This window comes from Ruegeria sp. HKCCSP351 (genome assembly GCF_017872535.1).
Taxonomy (GTDB): domain Bacteria; phylum Pseudomonadota; class Alphaproteobacteria; order Rhodobacterales; family Rhodobacteraceae; genus Ruegeria.
The window spans coordinates 199,850-219,180 of sequence record NZ_JAEDOV010000002.1 but is presented as its reverse complement, the minus strand read 5'-3'; the positions used below and the strand labels follow the sequence as shown (position 1 = coordinate 219,180).

Below are 19,331 nucleotides of genomic sequence, written 5' to 3'. Positions count from 1 at the left end.
TTACGACGTGGCAGTCGATTTTGGAGTGCCGAACTCAGATCCTCAACGCCGTGTTTCTGATTGCTGAACATAAGCGGGCAGCCGTAGCAGGCGCGGTGCAAGCCCCGCTTCAACAAGAAAATTCCCCTGCGCCAGCGCATTCCTCGCGAGACAAGTTTCTCGCTGACAGCCCCTTGGTGCCAGCTTTGGTCATGTTCATCGAAACACTCAAAGTGAGGATCAAAAGATGACTACTCAAACTCTGAAACTGAACGTCAAATCCGGCGAAAAAGATGGCAAGAACTTCTGGGATCGCTGCGGCGTCCTCTTCGTCAACACCGACGACAGCGGCAACATCACGTCGATCAACGTCAAACACAGCATGTTTCCCGATGTGGAAATGGTCGCCTTCCCGCCCCGCGATGAAGATCCGGTCACCGAGTAACCTTAGCGCCAGGGCGGCTCTCCCGCTCTGGCCTTCATCGATGAAAACTGAAGTGTCAGTTAGGTTGCTTCATCTTGCGTTCGAAACTGAAGGTTCGGACTCGAAAACGCTTTGCTGAAGGCAGCTCCCAGTTTTGGGATACTAACCGCAAGTTGGCCAATTGTCTCGGGCCACGCCTATCCCGCGAAGTCGTGCAGTGCCCTTTCGAAGAGCCGCAGGAGAACTCGCACGCGATTGTTGAGGCTGCGTTCGGCCGGCTTCCTGCGGGTTTACGAGAAACGTTGCTCGCTTCGATCGATTTCGATCTTTGGCTGGCGGCAACCCTTGCCAGCGATCGCAGTATGCCATTCATGATCTTGTTTTTCAGTAAAATCCTGAAATCACGCCGAATTTCGATTGAACGCGACTTGGCTCCCCGCTAGCGTGTAGATAGCACAAAAAATGGACGCGTATATTAATCAAACGCGCCGAGTCGGGAGTGCGAAGTGGATAGTGACAAATCGGAGCTTCGTTGGGGAGTTGCACAGCGCCTCGAGTTCATCGAGTTTCGATTGTTTTGGGAGGGGCATGTGAACCGTAGCGATTTGATGGAGCAGTTCGGGCTATCGGTAAACCAGGCTTCCGCCGATCTAAACCGCTACATCGGCCTTGCTCCGGACAACATGGTCTATGACAAGAGCGCGAGGACGTATGTCCGTGGCCCAGAGTATGCCGCACACTTCCTGAAACCTGACGCGAACCGCTATCTCACGCAGCTACGTTCTTTGGCCGATGGTAACATGGATCGCGATGACACTTGGATCGCCGAACTGCCATCCTATGATGCTGCACCAACGCCCGCCCGCGGAATAAACCCCGTCATTCTGCGATCCGTTGTCGGTGCCATCCGCCGATCCGAGGCCATCGAAGTGAAGTATCAGTCCCTGTCGCGTCCCGAACCGAGCTGGCGGTGGATCGCGCCACACGCAATCGGGTTCGATGGCTTTCGATGGCACACACGGGCATTCTGTCAGGCGGATGAAGTCTTCAAAGACTTCCTGCTCTCTCGCATCCTCGATACTCGCGGTGTTGAAACCAGCGTCGTCACGGATGCTGCCGATGCCGACTGGCAAGAGGATGTCACGCTTGAGATCGGCCCCCACCCTGAACTCTCAGAGAGCCAAAAGAGCGTGATCGCGCTGGACTATGGGATGCGCGGCGGCAAGGCTCGGATAAAGGTTCGTCGCGCGCTACTGTACTACGCTCTCAAGCGTCTTGGGCTGGATACTGACCCCTCAGCGCGCAAACCACACGAACAGCAAATTGTATTGATCAATCGAGACATCGTCTTTGGCGAGCACAACGCCGGTCAGGTATTTTAGGAATTTTCATGAAAGCGTTTGAATTCGACCATCATCTTATCAATTCTTATGAACGATTTTCTCGGTCGTTCAGTTCAATTCGTGCTGAAGATCTTCGTGCTGAAATCGATGCCCAATACGATGCTGGGCGCTTTTGGCCTGATGCTTTACTTTCTCTTAACCCTCGCTTTCTTTCAGGACCAACGGTGGACGATCTGGTCAACTCCGGTGATCTGGATGAAGGCACAGGACAGGTTTTTCGATTTGGAGAAACCCCGCTTCGTTTTCACCGCCATCAGGCTGAATCGATTGCAAAAGCGAAGACTGGCAAAAGCTATGTTGTAACCACCGGGACAGGCTCCGGTAAATCCCTTTGCTTCTTTGTGCCCGTCGTCGATACGATAATTCGCGCGCTCAGGGCGGGCAAGCCGCGCAAGACCCGCGCGATCATCGTCTACCCAATGAATGCGCTTGCGAACAGCCAGTTAAAGGAAATCGAAAAGTTCATCAGTCAATCTGGATTGCCTGAAGCTCTGAAACCGGTGGTCAAACGCTACACAGGCCAAGAGAGCCGAGAAGAGCGCTTGAAAATTGCGGCCAATCCGCCAGACATTCTGCTGACGAACTACATGATGGCTGAACTGCTGCTTACCCGTCAGGATGAACTCGACGCCCAGGTCATCAACAACGCTACCGGCCTAGAATTCATCATCCTTGACGAGCTTCACACTTACCGGGGCCGCCAAGGCGCAGATGTTGCCGTGCTTGTTCGCAGGCTTCGCGACCGTTGCGCACCGGATAAAGCCCCCATCTGCATCGGCACGTCGGCGACCATGGCCTCTGAAGGCTCCGACGAAAACAGGGCCATGGCTGTTGCGAAGGTCGCGACGCGCCTGTTTGGTTCGGATATTGGACCGGACGCTGTCATTGATGAATCCCTGCAGCGTGCAACAGATGACTCTATTGACCTCGCGCAAGCCAAGGCTGGCCTCGCAGCGGTCCTGAACCAACCGATGCCGGACAACTTGAGCGATGAAGTTCTAAAGAGGCATCCGTTGGCCGTGTGGGCGGAGCTTGCGCTTGGACTTGATGACGGTTTGGAACTCAAGAGGAAGAAACCTATTCCCTTCGAGGACGCGGTCATGCGCCTCGCCGACGATAGCGGTGTTGAGGCAGGCCAATGTCGAACTGCGCTCGAAGCATTCCTGACCCGCGTCAGTCTGCCCGAATACGAACGTGGAGGACATGGTGAGGTCGCGTTCCTCGCGTTCAAGTTACACAGGTTCATATCTGGAGCTGGCGAAGTTTTCACGACTTTGGCTTCGCGGCCACGTACAGTGCTCTTCGAAGGCCAACTCGAGGATCCAGATTCGCCCGGAGACCGCCTTTATCCAACACGTTTTTGCCGGAGCTGCGGGCACGAGTATCACGTCGTCACCAAGAGCGACAACGATGGTCAAATCAAGTTCTTGCCACGGAACATTGATGACACGCCGCTGGAAGCTGATGAAGACGACGACGTCGCTGGATACCTTTGCCCGATCCCGGAAATTGATCCGGACTTTGCTTTCAACGGAGATCTTGACAGCTATCCTGAAAGTTGGAGGGAGGAACGTAACGGCATTGAACGGCTTAGGTCATACCGGAAGAAGCGGGCTCCTGTGTCCTATGTGGTCGGCTCGGATGGTCGGCACGGCGCGGGAGGAAAGGATTTCTGGTTCATACCTGGTAAGTTTGCGTTTTGCCTATGCTGCCAAGATGAACCTAACCAAGGCATGCGGGAACGAAGCAAGCTGGCTGGTTTGTCTGGCGAGGGACGGAGTTCCGCGACGACTCTGCTAATCTCGAGCGCCCTTGAGTGGATGAACCATCCTGAAAGTGGCGTCCCAGAGACAAAGAGGAAGCTTCTCGGATTCACTGATAACCGTCAAGATGCGGCGCTGCAGTCTGGGAACTTTAATGATTTCCTTTTCGTGAGCCTGCTGCGCGGCGCTATTCTCCGTGCAATTATTGCCGCTGGAGACGAAGGTCTTACCGAGGATGAGTTTGGCCTGAGAGTCGTCAAGGCTCTGGGGTTTACCTCCGCCAATAAGGACGCACGAGCCCACTGGATGCTCGATCCGTCTTCAGGTGCCGTCATTCGAGAAGATGCACAACGAGCGCTCGCAAAGGTGTTGGCTCATCGTGTCTGGACGGATCTGCGACGGGGCTGGCGATATACCAATCCGAGCTTGTTCGTTCTGAACCTGTTAGATGTCGAGTTTGTTGGCCTCAGCGACATTGCTTCGGATCGCGAGCGGCTGATGACCGTGTTGCCCGAGCTGGGAGAGCTTGATGAGGAACAACGAGCAGACGTACTGAAGAAAGTCCTCGGTGCCATGCTAGAGGGCCTGGCGGTCAATACGGAAGCGTTGGATCTGACGGTTCTTGACGGTGTCGCGCAAAAGTCGCGATCTCTGCTGCGCTCGCCTTGGGCTATCGATGCCAAGGAAAATCCGCGTGGACGTTCCTCCTTGCTTTTGCGAGCCCCCGGAAAAGGCATTATCGGACTGCGTGAAGAGCAGACTCTTTTACGTGCGGGCCACAACTCGCGCATCGCGCGATTGATCAACAAAAAGAGCGTCATTGGAACTAAACTCGGAAAGGAAGAATACCTCGAGTTCTTTTCGCGTCTGCTTGAGTTGCTTGCAGACGAAGGCGTGGTCGTCCCAGTCGAACTGGATGCGGATTTTGTCGGATGGCGGTTGACACCATCGGCTGTCAGACTCGTTCCAGGTGCGGCTCTTTCAGATGAAGGCAAGCGCGGAAACCGCTATTTTGACGACCTGTACGCTTCTATCGCAAATGATCTTGCCTCCGGCCAGAGCGCCTACTGGGGGTTGGAGGGCCGCGAACACACCGCTCAGGTATCGCAAAAGCAACGCGAGTGGCGGGAGTGGCGGTTCAGGTTCGAAGACGATGACCGCGCCAACCTCAGTACGTCAGAATATCGGTCTGAGATACGCGCTTCCGGTGAGTCTGACCAGTTTCTGCCCGCATTGTTCTGCTCGCCTACGATGGAACTTGGCGTTGATATCTCTGCGCTGAACGCCGTCTATCTCCGCAATGTCCCACCGACACCAGCAAATTATGCACAACGCGCTGGTCGCGCAGGACGTTCGGGGCAGGCGGCAGTCGTCGTAACTTACTGCGCATCCGGCTCGCCACACGACCAGTATTTTTTTGATCGCCGCAATGATATGGTGGCAGGCGTTGTCCGCCCTCCAGCCTTGGACATTACCAACGAAGAATTGGTGCGCTCGCATTTGCACGCCGTCTGGCTCGCCGAGGCAAAACTGGCCCTTAAGCCTGATATTCCAGATATCCTTGATCTTACAGGAGCAGGCTATCCGCTCAAAGAGGAGGTTTTGTCTGTAATCTCAAAGTCTGATCTGGCCGCACGTGCCCGTTCTCCGATGAAGCGGGTCCTAGATCAGATCTTGGCGGCGGACGACGGTTCAGCGCCAGTATGGATGGGGGAGCCCGAAGAGTTTGTACTTCATGTCGCAATGAACGCGCCGAAGGAGTTCGATCGCGCGTTCGATCGCTGGCGCGAACTTTACAACTCAGCTCGCACGCAACTGGCAGAGGCTAACGCGCGATCAGAAATCACCGGGCTGTCTGGCTCCGACCGTCGCAAGATCAAGGCAGCGCAGATGCAGGCGAGCGATCAGCTGGCAATCCTTGAACAGGGCAAAGCGTCAAACGGCTCTGACTTCTACTCGTATCGTTACCTGGCAACAGAGGGTTTTCTTCCTGGGTATAACTTTCCGCGTCTGCCACTTTATGCATTTGTTCCAGGGGAAGGGAAAAGTGGCTCGTTTCTGTCGCGCGCGCGCTTCTTGGCGATCTCCGAATTTGGACCTCGGAGCCTCATCTACCATGAGGGCCGCGCATACCGTGTAATGAAAGCCAAGCTTCCTCCCGAGGCGCGCGAAGGCGACGGGTCGGAACTGGCGACGAAAGACATCTACATCTGCCCAAACTGCGGAGCATGTCATGAAGGAGAGGTCGAACGCTGCCACGGCTGTGACACTCACATGGCTGGAGAAGTGCCAGTCAAACGCACGCTTCGTATCGACAATGTCGAGGCAGCGCCAATCGAGCGTATTACTGCCAACGATGAAGAGCGGGTACGCCAAGGCTTCGATATTCAGACTGTTTTCGCTTGGCCCACGAAAGACGGACAACTTCAGGTCACGAACGCCGAGTTCAATTGCGGTGATACCTCGTTGCTCGCGCTTCAATATGCCAACAGCGCAGAGATCAGCCGCCTCAACAAAGGCTTGAAGCGCCGGAAGGATCAGACTGTCTTTGGCTTCAACATCGATCCTCGAACCGGTTATTGGGCAAAAGCGGAAGACGAAGACGCAGAAACCGACACGCCGCCCGATGTTGTCAGACCTGTAAAAATCGTTCCAATCGTCCGGGATAGGAAGAACGCGCTGCTCTTCCGCTTCAAGAAGCCGGAAAGCTTTGATCCTGAAACGATCACAACTGTTCAGCATGCACTGATGCGGGGCATTGAAGTGGTCTATCAGCTTGAGGAAGGAGAAATTCTGGGTGAACCCCTTCCCGCGCGCGACAATCGCAGAGCAATTCTTGCCTACGAGGCAACTGAGGGCGGAGCCGGGGTCCTGAACCGCCTGGTCGATGATCCGAAGGCGATCAGCGAAGTTGCGCGGACAGCTCTTGAACTCATGCACTACGAGAATATCGAAGCTTCAATCAAAGAAGGTGACGCACATCTTTTAACCGAAGAAACCGACGATGCATGTGTGCGCGGCTGCTATCGTTGTCTTCTCTCGTATTTCAACCAACCTGATCACGAACAGATAGATCGAAGCAGCACAGAAGTAGCGCAGCTGCTGATCGACCTGGCGCGAGGGCAGACGCTTTTGGAGGCTCGCGCCTCATTCGACGGTTCCGGGTCTCCTTGGGCAAAGGCTTTCGAAGAAGCGGGACTTCCACATGTGGATACCATGCCGGTCAAATTTGGCGGAACCGATGTGGAGTTCGCGTGGAGGGGTCACGGGGTGGCCGCAACAGCCAACTCCGTGTCGTCTGAAATGTCTCAGGATGCTTTGGGAAAAGGTTGGGAACTGGTCTCGCTTCCAGGTCTTCCGGACGCTGGTATCCCCGAACAACTCATCAATCTACTCAAAGGATAGGCCATGACGCTAAGCTTTTCTCCTGGCGATCTTGTCCTTGCCCGCGGTCGAGAGTGGGTGGCCCTTCCTGCGCCGCGGCCGGGCATTCTTGCACTTCGCCCTCTCGCGGGAAACGAGAACGACGTGGTCATTCTTGATCCCAAGCTGGAAATCGCAAGCGTGGCGGCGGCGAGATTTGATCTGCCAGACGACGCGCGATCCACGGTACAAGCCAAAGCGGCTCTCCTGGCAGATGCGCTTAGACTGACTTTACGTCGCGGTGCAGGACCATTTCGGTCTGCCGCTCAGCTCGCCTTTGAGCCGCGAACCTATCAGCTTGTCCCGCTACTTATGGCCCTGCGGCTGCAGGTGCCCCGTTTGCTGATCGCTGACGACGTAGGCATCGGCAAGACCATTGAAGCGGGCTTGATACTTCGCGAACTGATGGATCGCGGTGAGGTCGACGCCTTTTCAGTCCTCTGTCCACCTCACCTCGTCGATCAGTGGATCATTGAGCTCAAGGATCGTTTCGGTATTGATGCGGTCCCGGTGACATCTGGCACTGCGGCCCGCCTGGAGCGAAACTTACCACTCGCCCAAACGCTGTTTGATGCCTACCCGTTCACGGTCGTCAGCCTTGATTACATCAAGGCTGAGAAACGCCGGGAGGGTTTTGCGCGTGCCTGTCCCGACTTTGTCATCGTTGACGAAGCGCATGCTTGCGTCGGTACACACAAAGGCAAACAGCAACGTTTTGACTTGCTTCAGGGGCTCGCAAAGGTTCCGGAACGCAGGATCGTTATGCTCACGGCCACACCGCACTCCGGAGATGAAGAAGCGTTCGCGCGCTTGCTCTCGCTGATTGATCAAGAGTTCGCCTCAGTAGATTTTGACAATGCGCGTTACCGCGAGCGCCTGGCGCGGCACTTGGTTCAGCGACGCCGGGTCGATCTCATCGAGGGGGATTGGGACGAAGATCGCTCTTTTCCGAAGCATGAAACAACGGAGTTCCCCTATCGCCTTTCGGCCGACCATTTGGCCTTTCAAGAGTCCGCTATCGACTACTGCCTTGAAGTCGTCTCGAAAGCTGGTGATCAGAAGAAAGATCAGCGGCTCGCTTTTTGGGGGACTCTTGCCTTGATGCGATGCGTGGGGTCTTCGCCTGCCGCTGCGCTCAGCGCCCTTAGAAATCGCGCCTCGAACGAAGCAGAACGTTTGGAGCCACAAATCTACGACGAAGATGGCGATGACGAAGACGCTGTTGATGTTGAGCCCAATACGATCTTCGCGAACGATCCAGCTCTCCAAGGTCTCCTGGATCAAGCGTTCAGTCTTTCGCTCGCAAAGGATCCCAAACTTGACGCGCTTGTCAGTGCGCTCAAGCCGCTGATCAAAGCAGGCGCCAATCCGGTCGTGTTTTGTCGATACCTGGCAACGGCGGAACACGTAAAGGAAGGCCTTCGCAAGGCTTTTCCGAAGCTAACCATCGAGGCCGTAACTGGGGAGCTGACACCGGACGAGCGACGTGACCGTGTCTCGGAGATGTCGATTGAAGAAGGTGAAAAGGACATTCAGCGGATCTTGGTTGCGACGGATTGCCTGTCTGAAGGGATCAACCTTCAGCAGCTGTTCGATACCGTCGTGCACTATGACCTGTCTTGGAACCCTACCCGGCACCAACAGCGTGAAGGCCGGGTGGATCGTTTTGGTCAACCCGCCGAACTGGTTCGATCCATAATGATGTTTTCGCCAGACAGCGCTATCGATGGCGCTGTCCTCGACGTCATCTTACGCAAAGCGGAAGAAATCCGGAAAGCAACAGGTGTAACCGTTCCGCTGCCCGATGAACGCGGCCCCGTCACCGATGCGCTCATGGCCGCGATGATGCTTCGTCGCGGTGGGCATAAACAGCTGACACTTGACTTGCGTCTGGACGATGGCACGCACGCGATGGATGCCCGTTGGCGTGATGCAAGCGAGAACGAGAAGAAATCCCGTGCGCGCTTTGCACAGAATGCAATGAAACCGGCCGAGGTTGCGCCGGAATGGAACAAAGTCAAAGACCTGCTCGGCTCGCCGGATGATGCGCGGCAGTTCGTCGAACGAGCCATCTCTCGCTTTGGCGTGCCTCTAGAGCAGAAGCGGTCGCTCTACATTGCGCATGTTCATGCACTGCAGGAGAGCCTGAGAGAAAAGCTGGAGCAACGAGGACTCGAGAAATCCGTTAAACTTGCCACTGCGGAACCCGCGCCTTCGGGCACGTCACTATTGACGCGCACACACCCTCTGACAGCCTCTCTCGCAGAATGCCTTGTCGAGGCTTCGCTGGACCAAGAAGCGCTGCCAGATCTAGGCATTGGGCGGGTTGGAGCTTGGCCTACGCCAGCAGTCTCAGCAATGACCCGTCTCGCGCTCCTACGTATCCGCTACAAGCTCACCATCCATTCTCGCAAGGAAAGACTGCTACTCGCGGAAGAGGCCGCACTGGTTGCCCTTCAAGGGAACAGCATTGTAGCGATCGGAGACACCGCACGTGAAATGCTGAACACGCCAGCAACTGCTGATCTTGCGCAAATTGCGCGAGACCGGCTGGTGAACAACGCAAAGTCGGAGTTGCCCGCGCTCATAGACGGACCGCTGGCGGCATTCGTGAAACAGCGGGCGGAGGCGCTCGTCGAAGATCATGCACGGCTGCGAGCTGCGGCTGGATCGGCCTCGCGTGTCAGCGTGGAGGCCGTAATACCGCCTGACGTCATTGGGATGTTTGTCCTGATGCCGAGCGAGGTTTAAGCATGGCCCGCAAACCCATTACCGATATGTCAGCATGGCCTTCGCTAAGCCTCGAGGGCAATCTCATCGCGCCCGCCATGATTGCAAAGATCGATCAGAGGGCCGCGCCTGAACAGGCTCCGGAGGATTATTCTGTTCGAAAGGGCCTGACGATCCGCGAAGAAATCTCGACGGCTTTCCGCGTCGGGCAGTCTCATTTCGATGCATTCGCCAAGGTCGAGAACCCAACTCAGGAAGCCACTCGGCGCTTTGTTTCGGGCCTCTTCAAGGAAACCTTCGGATACGACGATTTGCAGGCTGCTGAAGCACCCATCGCCCTGATCGCAAGTGGGCGCGTGCCGTTCGTCGTGGTGCCCATGTCCGAAACGCTCGACCGCCGCAGTCCGACCTTGTCCATCGACCGGTCGCGCTCCCCGGCGTTCGCCCTTCAGGACTACCTCAACGACAAGGACGAGGCGCTTTGGGGTATTGTCACCAGTGGCACCCATCTGCGCCTCATGCGGGACAACGCATCGCTGACCCGCCCGGCCTATATCGAAGCTGACTTGGCGCAAATCTTCTCGAACGAGGACATCGCCTCCTTCGCCGTCCTCTGGCTGCTGATCCACCGATCCCGGTTCGGCAACGAAGGGGCACCCGCTACAGATTGCCCGCTTGAGCGGTGGCGAGAGACCGGCTCCAAGGAAGGCGAAGTTGCCCGGGATCGCTTGGCCGACCAGGTTCAGATCGCGCTCAAGGTGCTCGGCTCCGGTTTCCTCGAAGCCAACCCCGATCTCGCGACAAAACTGAAATCCGGCGAAGTGAACCTCACCGAATGGTTCAATGAACTCTTGCGCCTCGTCTACCGCCTGATCTTCCTCATGGTGGCCGAGGATCGGAACCTTCTGCACCCCACCAACGCCAAGACCGACGCGCGCTCTCTCTACGCCCAGGGATACTCCCTCGCAGCCCTGCGAAAGCAGTGCTACCGGGCCGCCACATGGGACAAACACCATGACCGCTACGAAGGCGTCAAGATCGTCTTCAACGCGCTCGCCCATGGCCAGCTAGCACTTGCGCTTCCGGCGCTCGGCGGCCTCTTTGCAGACGACCGTCTGCCTCATCTTGAAACCGCCCGCCTGCGCAACAAGGCGTTCATGGAGGCGCTCTACCGCCTCTCCTGGCTCTCGGACAAAACTGGCATGGTCCCGGTCAACTGGCGCGCGATGGAGACGGAGGAGCTGGGCTCCGTCTACGAATCCCTCCTCGAACTTCAGCCCCAGCTGGGCGACGACGGCAAGACGCTGGTCTTCGCCTCCGAAGCGGCCGAGCAGAAGGGCAACCAGCGCAAGACCACCGGCTCCTACTACACGCCCGACAGCCTGGTTCAGGCTCTGCTCGACACCGCGCTCGACCCCGTGCTCGACAAGACCGAGGCCGAGGCGGACGATCCCGCCAAGGCGCTGCTGAAGCTCTCGGTCATCGACCCTGCCTGCGGCTCGGGCCACTTCCTGCTGGCCGCCGCCCGCCGCATCGCCACGCGGCTCGCGCGCATCCGGGCCGAGGGCACGCCATCGCTAGCTGACTTCCGCCATGCCCTTCGCGATGTCGCGCGCTGCTGCATCCACGGGGTGGATCGCAACCCGATGGCGGTGGAGCTGACTAAGGTCGCGCTCTGGATCGAGACGGTGGACCCCGGCCTTCCCCTCGGCTTTTTCGACGCGCAGATCCGCTGCGGCGATGCGCTGCTGGGGGTTTTCGACCTGAAGGTGCTGGAGGATGGCATTCCCGACGCCGCTTACAAGCCGCTGACCGGCGACGACAAGGACGTGGCCAAGTTCTACGACCGCGCCAACAAGGACGCGAAGAAGGGCCAAGGCACGTTCGACTTCACCGGTGGCAGGTCGGACTTGCCAACCGCGCCGCTTTCGGCCGAGTTCTCCGACTTGCGCGACCTGCCGGAGGAAACAGTCGAGGATGTGGAGGCCAAGGAAAAGGCGTATCGGTCCCTCCGCAAGCAGGACGCCTTCCTGCGGGCGCGCATGGGCTGCAACCTCTACACCGCGGCCTTCCTGCTGCCAAAGACGGGAGAGGTGCCGAACGGCGACTCCGAGCGGACCGTGCCGACCTCGCAGGATGTCTGGCTCGCGGTCGGTCAGGGCAAAGGCCGTAAGCCCATCATGGAGAACGCGAAGGCGGCGACGCGGGCCCGTGCTCTTCATTGGCCACTTGAGTTCCCAGATATTCTGGGACGTGGTGGCTTCGACGTGGTGTTGGGAAATCCTCCGTGGGATCAAATTGAACTGGACCCGGAGGGCTTCTTCGCCAACAGCGCACCAGAAATCTCAACCGCGAAAAAGAAGGCGGACAAGGACAAGCTTATTGACCGACTTTCCCGAGAAAAGCCGGAACTCTATCGTCAGTATCTTGAGTACTGCCGCGAGATCTGGTCCGTGCAAAAGTTCATTCACGGCGCAGAACGATTTCCCACTTCGAGCTATGGACGTCTGAATACCGCTCCCCTTTTCGTGGAGCTGTGCGCTGATCTGATCAATGCGGATGCGCAAGCAGGTTTGGTCGTTCCAACATCTGTGGCCACAGACTCCTTTAACCAGAAACTCTTCGATAAACTTTTCTCAGAGAAACGGCTGGCGAGTCTCGTAGACTTCGAAAACTCCGCGCCACTTTTTCCTGGAGTACACCGCAGCCAGAAGTTCTGCTTGCTTACATTGGGGCGCGATGAACCTGAGACACGATTTGCTTTCTTTCTGACTGAACCATGGCAACTTGCGGAACCAGAACGAAACTTTGTCCTCAGTCCGGAGCAGATAGCTGCGATCAATCCAAATACGAAGACCGCACCGGTGTTTCGTTCCCGCATCGACGCGGAGCTGACCACGAAAATGTACGCCGCAGCACCCGTGTTTATCGAGGAAGCGCGCGGTAGAAAAGGCAACGCTTGGGACGTTTCATTCCAATTGATGTTCATGATGGGAGGCGCGAGCGAGAAGTTCGAGACTGCTACTGACTTGGAGAGTGGTGGCTTTGTGCGCAACGGTACGGATTGGATTGCTCCGGGAACCGAACAAGAGGTCTTTGCGTGGCGTCAGCGGCTGCTGGAAAACAAGCCAATTCTAGACAGCGAACGACTCGAAGCGCCTAGCATCTTTATTCCGCTCTTCGAAGGGAAGATGATCTCATTCTTCGACCATCGTGCCGCTGGATATGGAAAGCGCGGGGATGAAAGAGGCTACCGTGTTCTTCCTGAAACCGAGCAGGAAGAGCATCAAGACCCCTCCTTCGAGGTGGAGCCCTTCTACTGGGTTCCAGAAGAAGATGTCACAGATCGAGTTGCCTCAAGAACTCGCTCGCAGTGGCTCATTGGATGGAAAGACGTAACCGCTGCCACCAACGAACGCACCACCATCGCGGCAGTGCTGCCGTTGGTCGCTGTCGGCCACACTATGCCGCTGCTGTTCACACCACATGCACCTGAAAAGGCCGCCGCGCTTCTTGCAAACCTGAATTCGATACCGCTCGACTACGTCGCGCGCCTGAAGGTTGCAGGCCTCCACTTGACCTATGGATATATCAAGCAGTTCCCGGTTCTGGCTCCGGACTTCTATAGTGAGCCACGTCTCAATTTTGTCACTTCAAGAGTTATGGAGCTTACCTACACCTCGCACAGCCTCGCCCCCTTCGCCCGCGATCTGGGCCATGACGGCCCGCCCTTCGCCTGGGACGAGGACCGCCGCGCCGACCTGCGCGCCGATCTCGACGCCTTCTACGCCCGCGCCTACGGCCTGACCCGCGACGAGTTGCGCTACATCCTCGACCCCGCCGACGTGAAGGGCCCCGAGTACCCCTCGGAAACCTTCCGCGTCCTCAAGGAAAAGGAAATCCGCCAACACGGCGAATACCGCACCCGCCGCCTCGTCCTCGCCGCCTGGGACCGCATGGAAGCGAACGGCGAATTCACGGCGATGGGGATGTAGGGGATGAGTGATGACGACCTCATGCCGCTCATCATCCTCGGAAAAATTCTTTTCTGGGTTCTGATCTGGTATCTTTTTTGGGGTCGAAAAGGCCGAACGGAGGAGCCGCCGGAACCGGTCTCCAGTTCGGTCAATGGCACGATGGAGCGACTTGGCCGTTCGTTCGGCAGAACGGATTTACCGATCATCGGGCCTATCATAAAGGAGCGCAAAAGACGCGAGGAAGAGGCGCGACGCAAAAAGGCCGAGGCCGAAGCCCGCGAACGTGCCGAGCGCGACAGGGCGCAGAAGGAACATGATGCACTGGTCGAGCGGCCCATTCCTCCGGACATCAAACGGGATATGCGCGCCTTTCTCGAAGGCTCTTTCGTCGGCGAAGACCGCTCTCCCTTGGCCTATGTCGGATACAGGGTTGGAAAAACCCGTGGCCTTGTCAGCCGTGAACGACAAAGGCGGCTGGACGTCTGTTTTCGGATCGAGATCCCGTCTGACCTTGATCCAAAATACCAGGGATGGGGCGCACCCGCGACATATCAGCGGTTCCGATCAATCGAGAAGCATCTGAAAATGCTTGCCGATATACGGAGCGGTCGCAGTAACCAAAGATTTGCCGTCGCGGACTGGGAGGCGGACCGGACGTGGTTTCAGGGCGAGTACCGCGAATTGGCCGGGTTGCTGCAACGCCACCCACCTCGGCGCTATTGGTGAGGTATCCCGATGCCAGTGATCCACCCCCAGACCTATGCCAAGTTTAAGCCGATCTTTCTGAACGCTTTGAAGACGCGCACAGAGCCGGGTGCAAGTCGAACCGAAATGATGCATGCGATCATCCATCAGCTGAAGGACGCCTCTTACACTCGGGATGATGCCGAGGATATCAGGCCGTACATCGAGCTGTTTCTGGAAGAGGTCCAGAACGGGACGATCGAGCCCTTTCCCAAGGGGCCCTATCTGGCTGGTTTGGAACCAACGCCGAACCCGGTTTTTGCACCTTTTCAGAAAGACCTGTTCACACCCAAGCCTCAGGAAAAAGCCCCGGCGGAACAAGCACTCATCGACCAGCTGATCGCCGCAACAAAGCTCTATGACTCGAGCGAGGCAATCGAGGCGCTGTTCTCTTTCACGATCAACTTGCGAGAGTTCGCGCCGTTCAATGCAATGCTGCTCCATATCCAGAAGCCGGGCCTGACCCATGCCGCGACTGCGCATGACTGGTGGCATCGCTTTGGGCGCGTCCCGAAGAAGGGCACGCGCCCCTTGCTGGTCTTGCGCACCAAAGGTCCAGTCGATTTCGTCTTCGATATTCTAGATACGGAAGGCCGCGATGTGCCGGTTGATGCGTTCGTGTTCCCGACTTTTGGAGACCTGAGTGACAACCGGTTTTCCGAGTTCATGCGCGCAGTCGCCAAGGAGCGGATTGATCTCGTCGTCTTGGATTCCGGCGATGGACAAGCAGGTTGGATACGTCTTCTGGCTGAATCCAAGGCCAAGACCGGCAAGAACGTTTATCAACTCGCCTACAATCGAAACCACGCCGCGCCGACGCGCTTTGTAACCGTGGCGCACGAGTTGGCACACCTCTATCTCGGACACCTCGGGTCCGATGCCGGACGACGGGTTCCTGATCGGCGGGATACACCGCATGCGTTGATGGAAGTGGAGGCTGAGATGGTTGCCTACCTCGTTGCCATGCGAAATGGGTTAAAACCAAGGAGCGAGAGCTACCTCGCGAATTACAAAGGCGCATTTGAGGACCTGAATCTGTATGCTGTGACGCGGGCTGCCAATGCGGTTGAAACTGCCATGGGGATTGCCTCGCACAAGCTGTGGAACGAGAAGTCATGATCGAAGCGCCCCAGTCTTTCGTTATTCGCCAGGAGTGCGACAAGATCGCGTTCCAGAACGGATTTCGCCGGACTCATGGCGAAACTGGAGGCTGGCGGCGATACAGCTCGACCACAGCGCAAGGTTCGATCTGGCTGGCGGCAGAGGAGAACGGTAATTGGCTGCTCGCGATCGACCATGCCGGTGTTTTGGGAGAAATCGGTCTCGAGATGACTGACTCCGGTGGGCCTGGGCTGGCCCGCTTTCGGTTCGCATCGCTAACTTCGCTCTACGCTATCATGCCTCGCCTCTACGAACTCGCTGTCAGTCTCCCCGACGCTCCGCTCCAAGAGTTCCTGCATCGGACGAGTGAGATGCCCAGGACGACCGAGGCCGAGCGTTTGGTGGTACAGCGTGTTGGACAGGACATATTCCGAGAACGTCTGATCACTTATTGGCAGGGCAGTTGCCCGCTGACGGGCATTTCCGACCACGCCTTACTGCGGGCCTCCCACATCAAGCCGTGGAAGGATTGCGAGAGTGACAAGGATCGACTGGACGTGCATAACGGCTTGCTTCTATCGGCGCTCTGGGATGCCGCGTTCGACCGCGGCCTCGTTACCTTCGATGATGGCGGCCAACCGCAGTTTTCAACTCAGCTGAGTGAAGCGGCTGCTGCCGAATTACGATGGAAGGCCCCAATTCGTCTTACAGACAAGCACCGCGCCCACCTAGAATGGCACCGAAGCGAAGTATTCGACAATGGCGCGGCGGTGGCCGGGTCTGTGACAATTGTTTGAAAAATGCCGTGAAGACTTCGACGATGTAAGCAGTTTGTACAAATTGAGTTGAGCCCGCGCTTAAGCGCGCGGGCAACCTCACCCAATAGACTGCACCGGAGCTCAACGGGCCGTTGGCCCGCTCACCCCGATCCAGACATCATTCCTTTTGTTTGGTCCGCCCAAACATCCCTGACCGTGGCGGTCAACCTTAGTCCATCCCCAAAATCAGCCACCAATTTCCCCTGTGTCGCGGGCGAGCCATTCCTCGCGGAGCAAATTGGCGTCGGATTTTGGCGCAGACATTTTCTTCGCAAATGTGGCCGATTGACAGCCCCGTTCAGGGCCATGGGTCGGGCTTTGCCCTCTCCCACTCTGTTCCGCCGAATACATGCGTATTCGGTCAGATCAGGTGGCCGAGGCGCAGCCCATCGGCGGAAGGGGGCACGAAGCCTCAGCCGCGTCACTTTGATCGAGGAGGCCACAAATGGCACCGAAGTTTGATGTATATGCCCATGTCACCGACACCATTATTGCAGAGATCGAGGCGGGTACGCCACCTTGGCGCAAGCCGTGGACAGGGAGCGCGTCCGGCATTGCCCTGCCGACCCGACACAACGGCGAGGAGTATCGCGGGATTAATATCCTGATGCTCTGGGTCATGGCGGCCAAGCATGGCTATGTGTCCAGCCGCTGGATGACCTACAAACAGGCGCAGGAGCTGGGTGGACAGGTCCGCAAAGGTGAAACGTCGTCGACCGTGGTCAAATACGGGACGTACACCCGAGAGAACGAATTGGGCATTGAGGAAGAACTGCCCTATGCGCGCACATACCGCGTCTTCAACGCGGATCAGATCGAAGGTTTGCCGGAGGAGTACTACATCCGCCCCGAGGCCCCGCGCGATCTTGGCACTGAGGTTGATCCCGAGCTTGAGGCGTTTTTTGCTCGCACGGGTGCGGAGATCGTGACCACCGATGAGCCGCGAGCCTATTACAGCCCGGCCAAGGATCACATCCATATGCCGCCGGTGGCGACCTTCCTTAGTGCGAAAGGGTATTTTGCGACCCTTGCCCATGAATCAATCCACTGGACCGGTAGCGAAAAGCGGCTTGAGCGGATCAAGAAATTTGCGAACCGCGAGGCCTATGCCTTTGAAGAGCTGGTGGCGGAAATCGGCGCTTGTTTCCTTGGTGCCCAGATTGGCGTCGCGCCGGAATTCGACCAAAGCGCCGCCTATGTTGAAGGGTGGTTGAAAGCGCTCAAAGAGGACAAGCGGGCGATTTTTCGTGCGGCGTCCGAGGCGCAGAAAGCAGTCGATTTTGTCCTAGCAGCCGCGGGTCAATCGAAAGCGGCCGCAGCATGAGTGGCCCCGCAATTCTACCCCCAATGATGTGCCGCAAATGCGGCGCGTCAAACCCAGTTATCTTTCTCGCACCGGTCATCGTGAAAGGCAGTTGCACCTGTATTTGCTTGGATTGCGCCGAGGCCCGTTCGTGGCTGGACCCAGACGGCAACTTGAAGCCCGGTGTTGAGCTTTGAGCACCTGCGCCCCGCCTCATGTGGCGGGGCGCAGGCATTTTGAACGGGATGAGAAATTGTGGCCCGTGCTGCTGCGCACGGGCCGCTCTGAGAAACGGACTGTGCGGAGGATCGACCGGCTTTCAGCCCGCTCACCTCCTTCAGGCTTCTTTCAATTTGATTGGTCCGCCCAACATCCCTGTCACGTCCCGTCAATGGGCAAGCGCCGCGCGTGCGCGTCGTCAAAGCCTGCAACCCGTGTCCTCGCGCGGGGCGCGCTGCGGGCCGCACCAGTTGCTGGCGTTGACCCATTGACTGGCCGCTCCTGGGCCGTGGGTCGGGCTGTGCCCCCACCCACTCTGTTCCGCCGAATACATGCGTATTCGGTCAGATCAGATTGGCCGGTGTGCAGCCCATCGGCGGAAGGGGAGCCAAGCCCCAACCGCAGCACCCAAAAGGAGGCCACAAATGGCTCACAAATATCAGCCCCCGAAATTCTGGACCTGCGACTGTGATCGCACGATCGGCGGTCACATCATCGACGGGCTTTATAGCACCTGCGTCTATTGCGGGAAGCATCGGCACGAGCTGAGGGAGATCGTTGTTCCGTCGGGTTTGGGCGGCGTGTTCTGTGTCGAGATCCTCAGCGTGAGGGATGATTGCGCCAAGGTGAAGGTGGTCAAAAGCTCAAACGGCTTTGACGCGCTGCCGCCCTTCATGGTGCCGTTCACAGACATTGCTCCGCGTTGGAAGCACAAGGCGGGAGAAATCCGATGACCCCAGACTATCACAGCGATGATTTTGCGACGGCACGTCTGGAAGACACCGTCAGCTTGCGAAGCGCTGCCCGCGAGGCGCGCGCCACGCTCTACGCGGCGTTGAACCGGCTGGAACTGAACGATCTGGAGGGTGAGGAGCAGCCCTATATCGACGATTGTCTTGGGGCTCTCGCAATCCTTGAGGAGGCGTTGCGATGACCTTGGAAGACATCAAAGCAGCAATGGACGCGGGCAACCGCGTTCATTGGGTCAACAGCGGGTATGTCGTGACGCGTGATCGCCTCGGGCAGTATCTCATCACATTCACTCGGAATGGGTCGGCTATCGGATTGACCAGTCGGGATGGCACCCGCCTGAACGGCAAGCCTGACGAATTCTTCATCAATGAAGGCGGCGGGGTTTGCCATGAAGTATTCTGACATCAAGCAGGCGGCCCGAGAGGGCCGCGCCAGCGTGCATCTGCATGGGTTTTGCAATCTGCCCGATGGCGGGCAGGAGTATTGTGATGATCCTGCAATGATCGATGGCTGGGCGATCTACGTCCGAGTTGAGACACCGGACGACCCGCAACAACCCTTTGATCTGCACGAGCTGCCCGATCATCAAACCTATGCCAGCGCCGAAGGCGCGGCCCGCGCAATAGCGCTGCAATTGCTTGGCGATGCTGAGGCGTGGAACCACGATTAGTGGTGCCATGCTTAGCGCATGTGG

At 57.5% G+C, this 19,331-nt stretch carries 13 protein-coding genes and 1 pseudogene; all 14 read left to right on the top strand.

The annotated features are described in order from the left end of the window. Positions 1 to 226 precede the first annotated feature (226 nt). The 14 genes and pseudogenes from I9182_RS05210 to I9182_RS05145 all read left to right on the top strand — a co-directional run bounded on the left by I9182_RS05210 (position 227) and on the right by I9182_RS05145 (position 19,307). Entirely contained in the window at positions 227 to 424 is a 198-nt protein-coding gene (locus I9182_RS05210) for a hypothetical protein (RefSeq protein WP_209597003.1), read from the top strand. A 74-nt stretch (positions 425 to 498) separates the two neighbouring features. After that, entirely contained in the window at positions 499 to 846 is a 348-nt protein-coding gene (locus I9182_RS05205; protein ID WP_209597001.1) for a hypothetical protein, read from the top strand. Positions 847 to 909: 63 nt separating this feature from the next. Beyond that, positions 910 to 1,785, top strand: coding sequence for a WYL domain-containing protein (locus tag I9182_RS05200; protein WP_209596999.1), 876 nt, complete (start codon positions 910 to 912; stop codon positions 1,783 to 1,785). Between the two features lie 8 nt (positions 1,786 to 1,793). Then, a complete protein-coding gene (locus I9182_RS05195; RefSeq protein ID WP_209596997.1) occupies positions 1,794 to 6,974 on the top strand; it encodes a DEAD/DEAH box helicase in 5,181 nt (1,726 codons plus the stop codon). Positions 6,975 to 7,097: 123 nt separating this feature from the next. Beyond that, positions 7,098 to 9,743 carry a DEAD/DEAH box helicase gene (locus tag I9182_RS05190; protein WP_348540380.1) on the top strand — a complete coding sequence of 882 codons (2,646 nt, stop codon included), beginning with the start codon at positions 7,098 to 7,100 and terminating at the stop codon, positions 9,741 to 9,743. A 2-nt stretch (positions 9,744 to 9,745) separates the two neighbouring features. Beyond that, the gene (locus tag I9182_RS05185; RefSeq protein WP_209596993.1) at positions 9,746 to 13,717 is read left to right on the top strand and encodes an N-6 DNA methylase; all 3,972 of its coding nucleotides are present in this window, start codon (positions 9,746 to 9,748) and stop codon (positions 13,715 to 13,717) included. A gap of 3 nt (positions 13,718 to 13,720) precedes the next feature. After that, positions 13,721 to 14,425 (top strand): hypothetical protein, encoded by a 705-nt coding sequence (locus I9182_RS05180; RefSeq protein WP_209596991.1) that lies wholly within the window; start codon positions 13,721 to 13,723, stop codon positions 14,423 to 14,425. Positions 14,426 to 14,434: 9 nt separating this feature from the next. Continuing rightward, entirely contained in the window at positions 14,435 to 15,562 is a 1,128-nt protein-coding gene (locus tag I9182_RS05175) for an ImmA/IrrE family metallo-endopeptidase (protein WP_209596989.1), read from the top strand. Beyond that, the gene (locus tag I9182_RS05170; RefSeq protein WP_209596987.1) at positions 15,559 to 16,341 is read left to right on the top strand and encodes an HNH endonuclease; all 783 of its coding nucleotides are present in this window, start codon (positions 15,559 to 15,561) and stop codon (positions 16,339 to 16,341) included. The genes I9182_RS05175 and I9182_RS05170 overlap by 4 nt, the downstream gene beginning before the upstream one ends. A 466-nt stretch (positions 16,342 to 16,807) precedes the next feature. Beyond that, complete coding sequence (locus I9182_RS05165) at positions 16,808 to 17,686, top strand: zincin-like metallopeptidase domain-containing protein (RefSeq protein WP_209596985.1); 879 nt, start codon at positions 16,808 to 16,810, stop codon at positions 17,684 to 17,686. A 623-nt stretch (positions 17,687 to 18,309) separates the two neighbouring features. Beyond that, a complete protein-coding gene (locus I9182_RS05160) occupies positions 18,310 to 18,618 on the top strand; it encodes a hypothetical protein (protein ID WP_209596983.1) in 309 nt (102 codons plus the stop codon). Beyond that, positions 18,615 to 18,818: a hypothetical protein gene (locus I9182_RS05155; RefSeq protein ID WP_209596982.1), complete on the top strand. Its 204-nt coding sequence runs from the start codon at positions 18,615 to 18,617 to the stop codon at positions 18,816 to 18,818. Before I9182_RS05160 ends, I9182_RS05155 begins: the two co-directional genes overlap by 4 nt. Beyond that, positions 18,815 to 19,003 (top strand): annotated as a pseudogene (locus I9182_RS05150) (hypothetical protein); the annotation flags it as partial. The gene I9182_RS05155 and the pseudogene I9182_RS05150, both read left to right, overlap by 4 nt. Before the next feature lie 22 nt (positions 19,004 to 19,025). Beyond that, on the top strand, positions 19,026 to 19,307 hold the full coding sequence (locus I9182_RS05145; RefSeq protein WP_209596980.1) for a hypothetical protein: 282 nt from the start codon (positions 19,026 to 19,028) through the stop codon (positions 19,305 to 19,307). The last annotated feature ends 24 nt before the right edge of the window (positions 19,308 to 19,331 follow it).

Bases quoted from the DNA above. Each gene is read 5' to 3' on its own strand.
- I9182_RS05210 (WP_209597003.1), top strand. From the start codon at position 227: ATGACTACTCAAACTCTGAAACTGAACGTCAAATCCGGCGAAAAAGAT.
- I9182_RS05195 (WP_209596997.1), top strand. From the start codon at position 1,794: ATGAAAGCGTTTGAATTCGACCATCATCTTATCAATTCTTATGAACGA.
- I9182_RS05185 (WP_209596993.1), top strand. From the start codon at position 9,746: ATGGCCCGCAAACCCATTACCGATATGTCAGCATGGCCTTCGCTAAGC.
- I9182_RS05180 (WP_209596991.1), top strand. From the start codon at position 13,721: ATGAGTGATGACGACCTCATGCCGCTCATCATCCTCGGAAAAATTCTT.
- I9182_RS05175 (WP_209596989.1), top strand. From the start codon at position 14,435: ATGCCAGTGATCCACCCCCAGACCTATGCCAAGTTTAAGCCGATCTTT.
- I9182_RS05170 (WP_209596987.1), top strand. From the start codon at position 15,559: ATGATCGAAGCGCCCCAGTCTTTCGTTATTCGCCAGGAGTGCGACAAG.
- I9182_RS05165 (WP_209596985.1), top strand. From the start codon at position 16,808: ATGGCACCGAAGTTTGATGTATATGCCCATGTCACCGACACCATTATT.
- I9182_RS05160 (WP_209596983.1), top strand. From the start codon at position 18,310: ATGGCTCACAAATATCAGCCCCCGAAATTCTGGACCTGCGACTGTGAT.
- I9182_RS05155 (WP_209596982.1), top strand. From the start codon at position 18,615: ATGACCCCAGACTATCACAGCGATGATTTTGCGACGGCACGTCTGGAA.
- I9182_RS05145 (WP_209596980.1), top strand. From the start codon at position 19,026: ATGAAGTATTCTGACATCAAGCAGGCGGCCCGAGAGGGCCGCGCCAGC.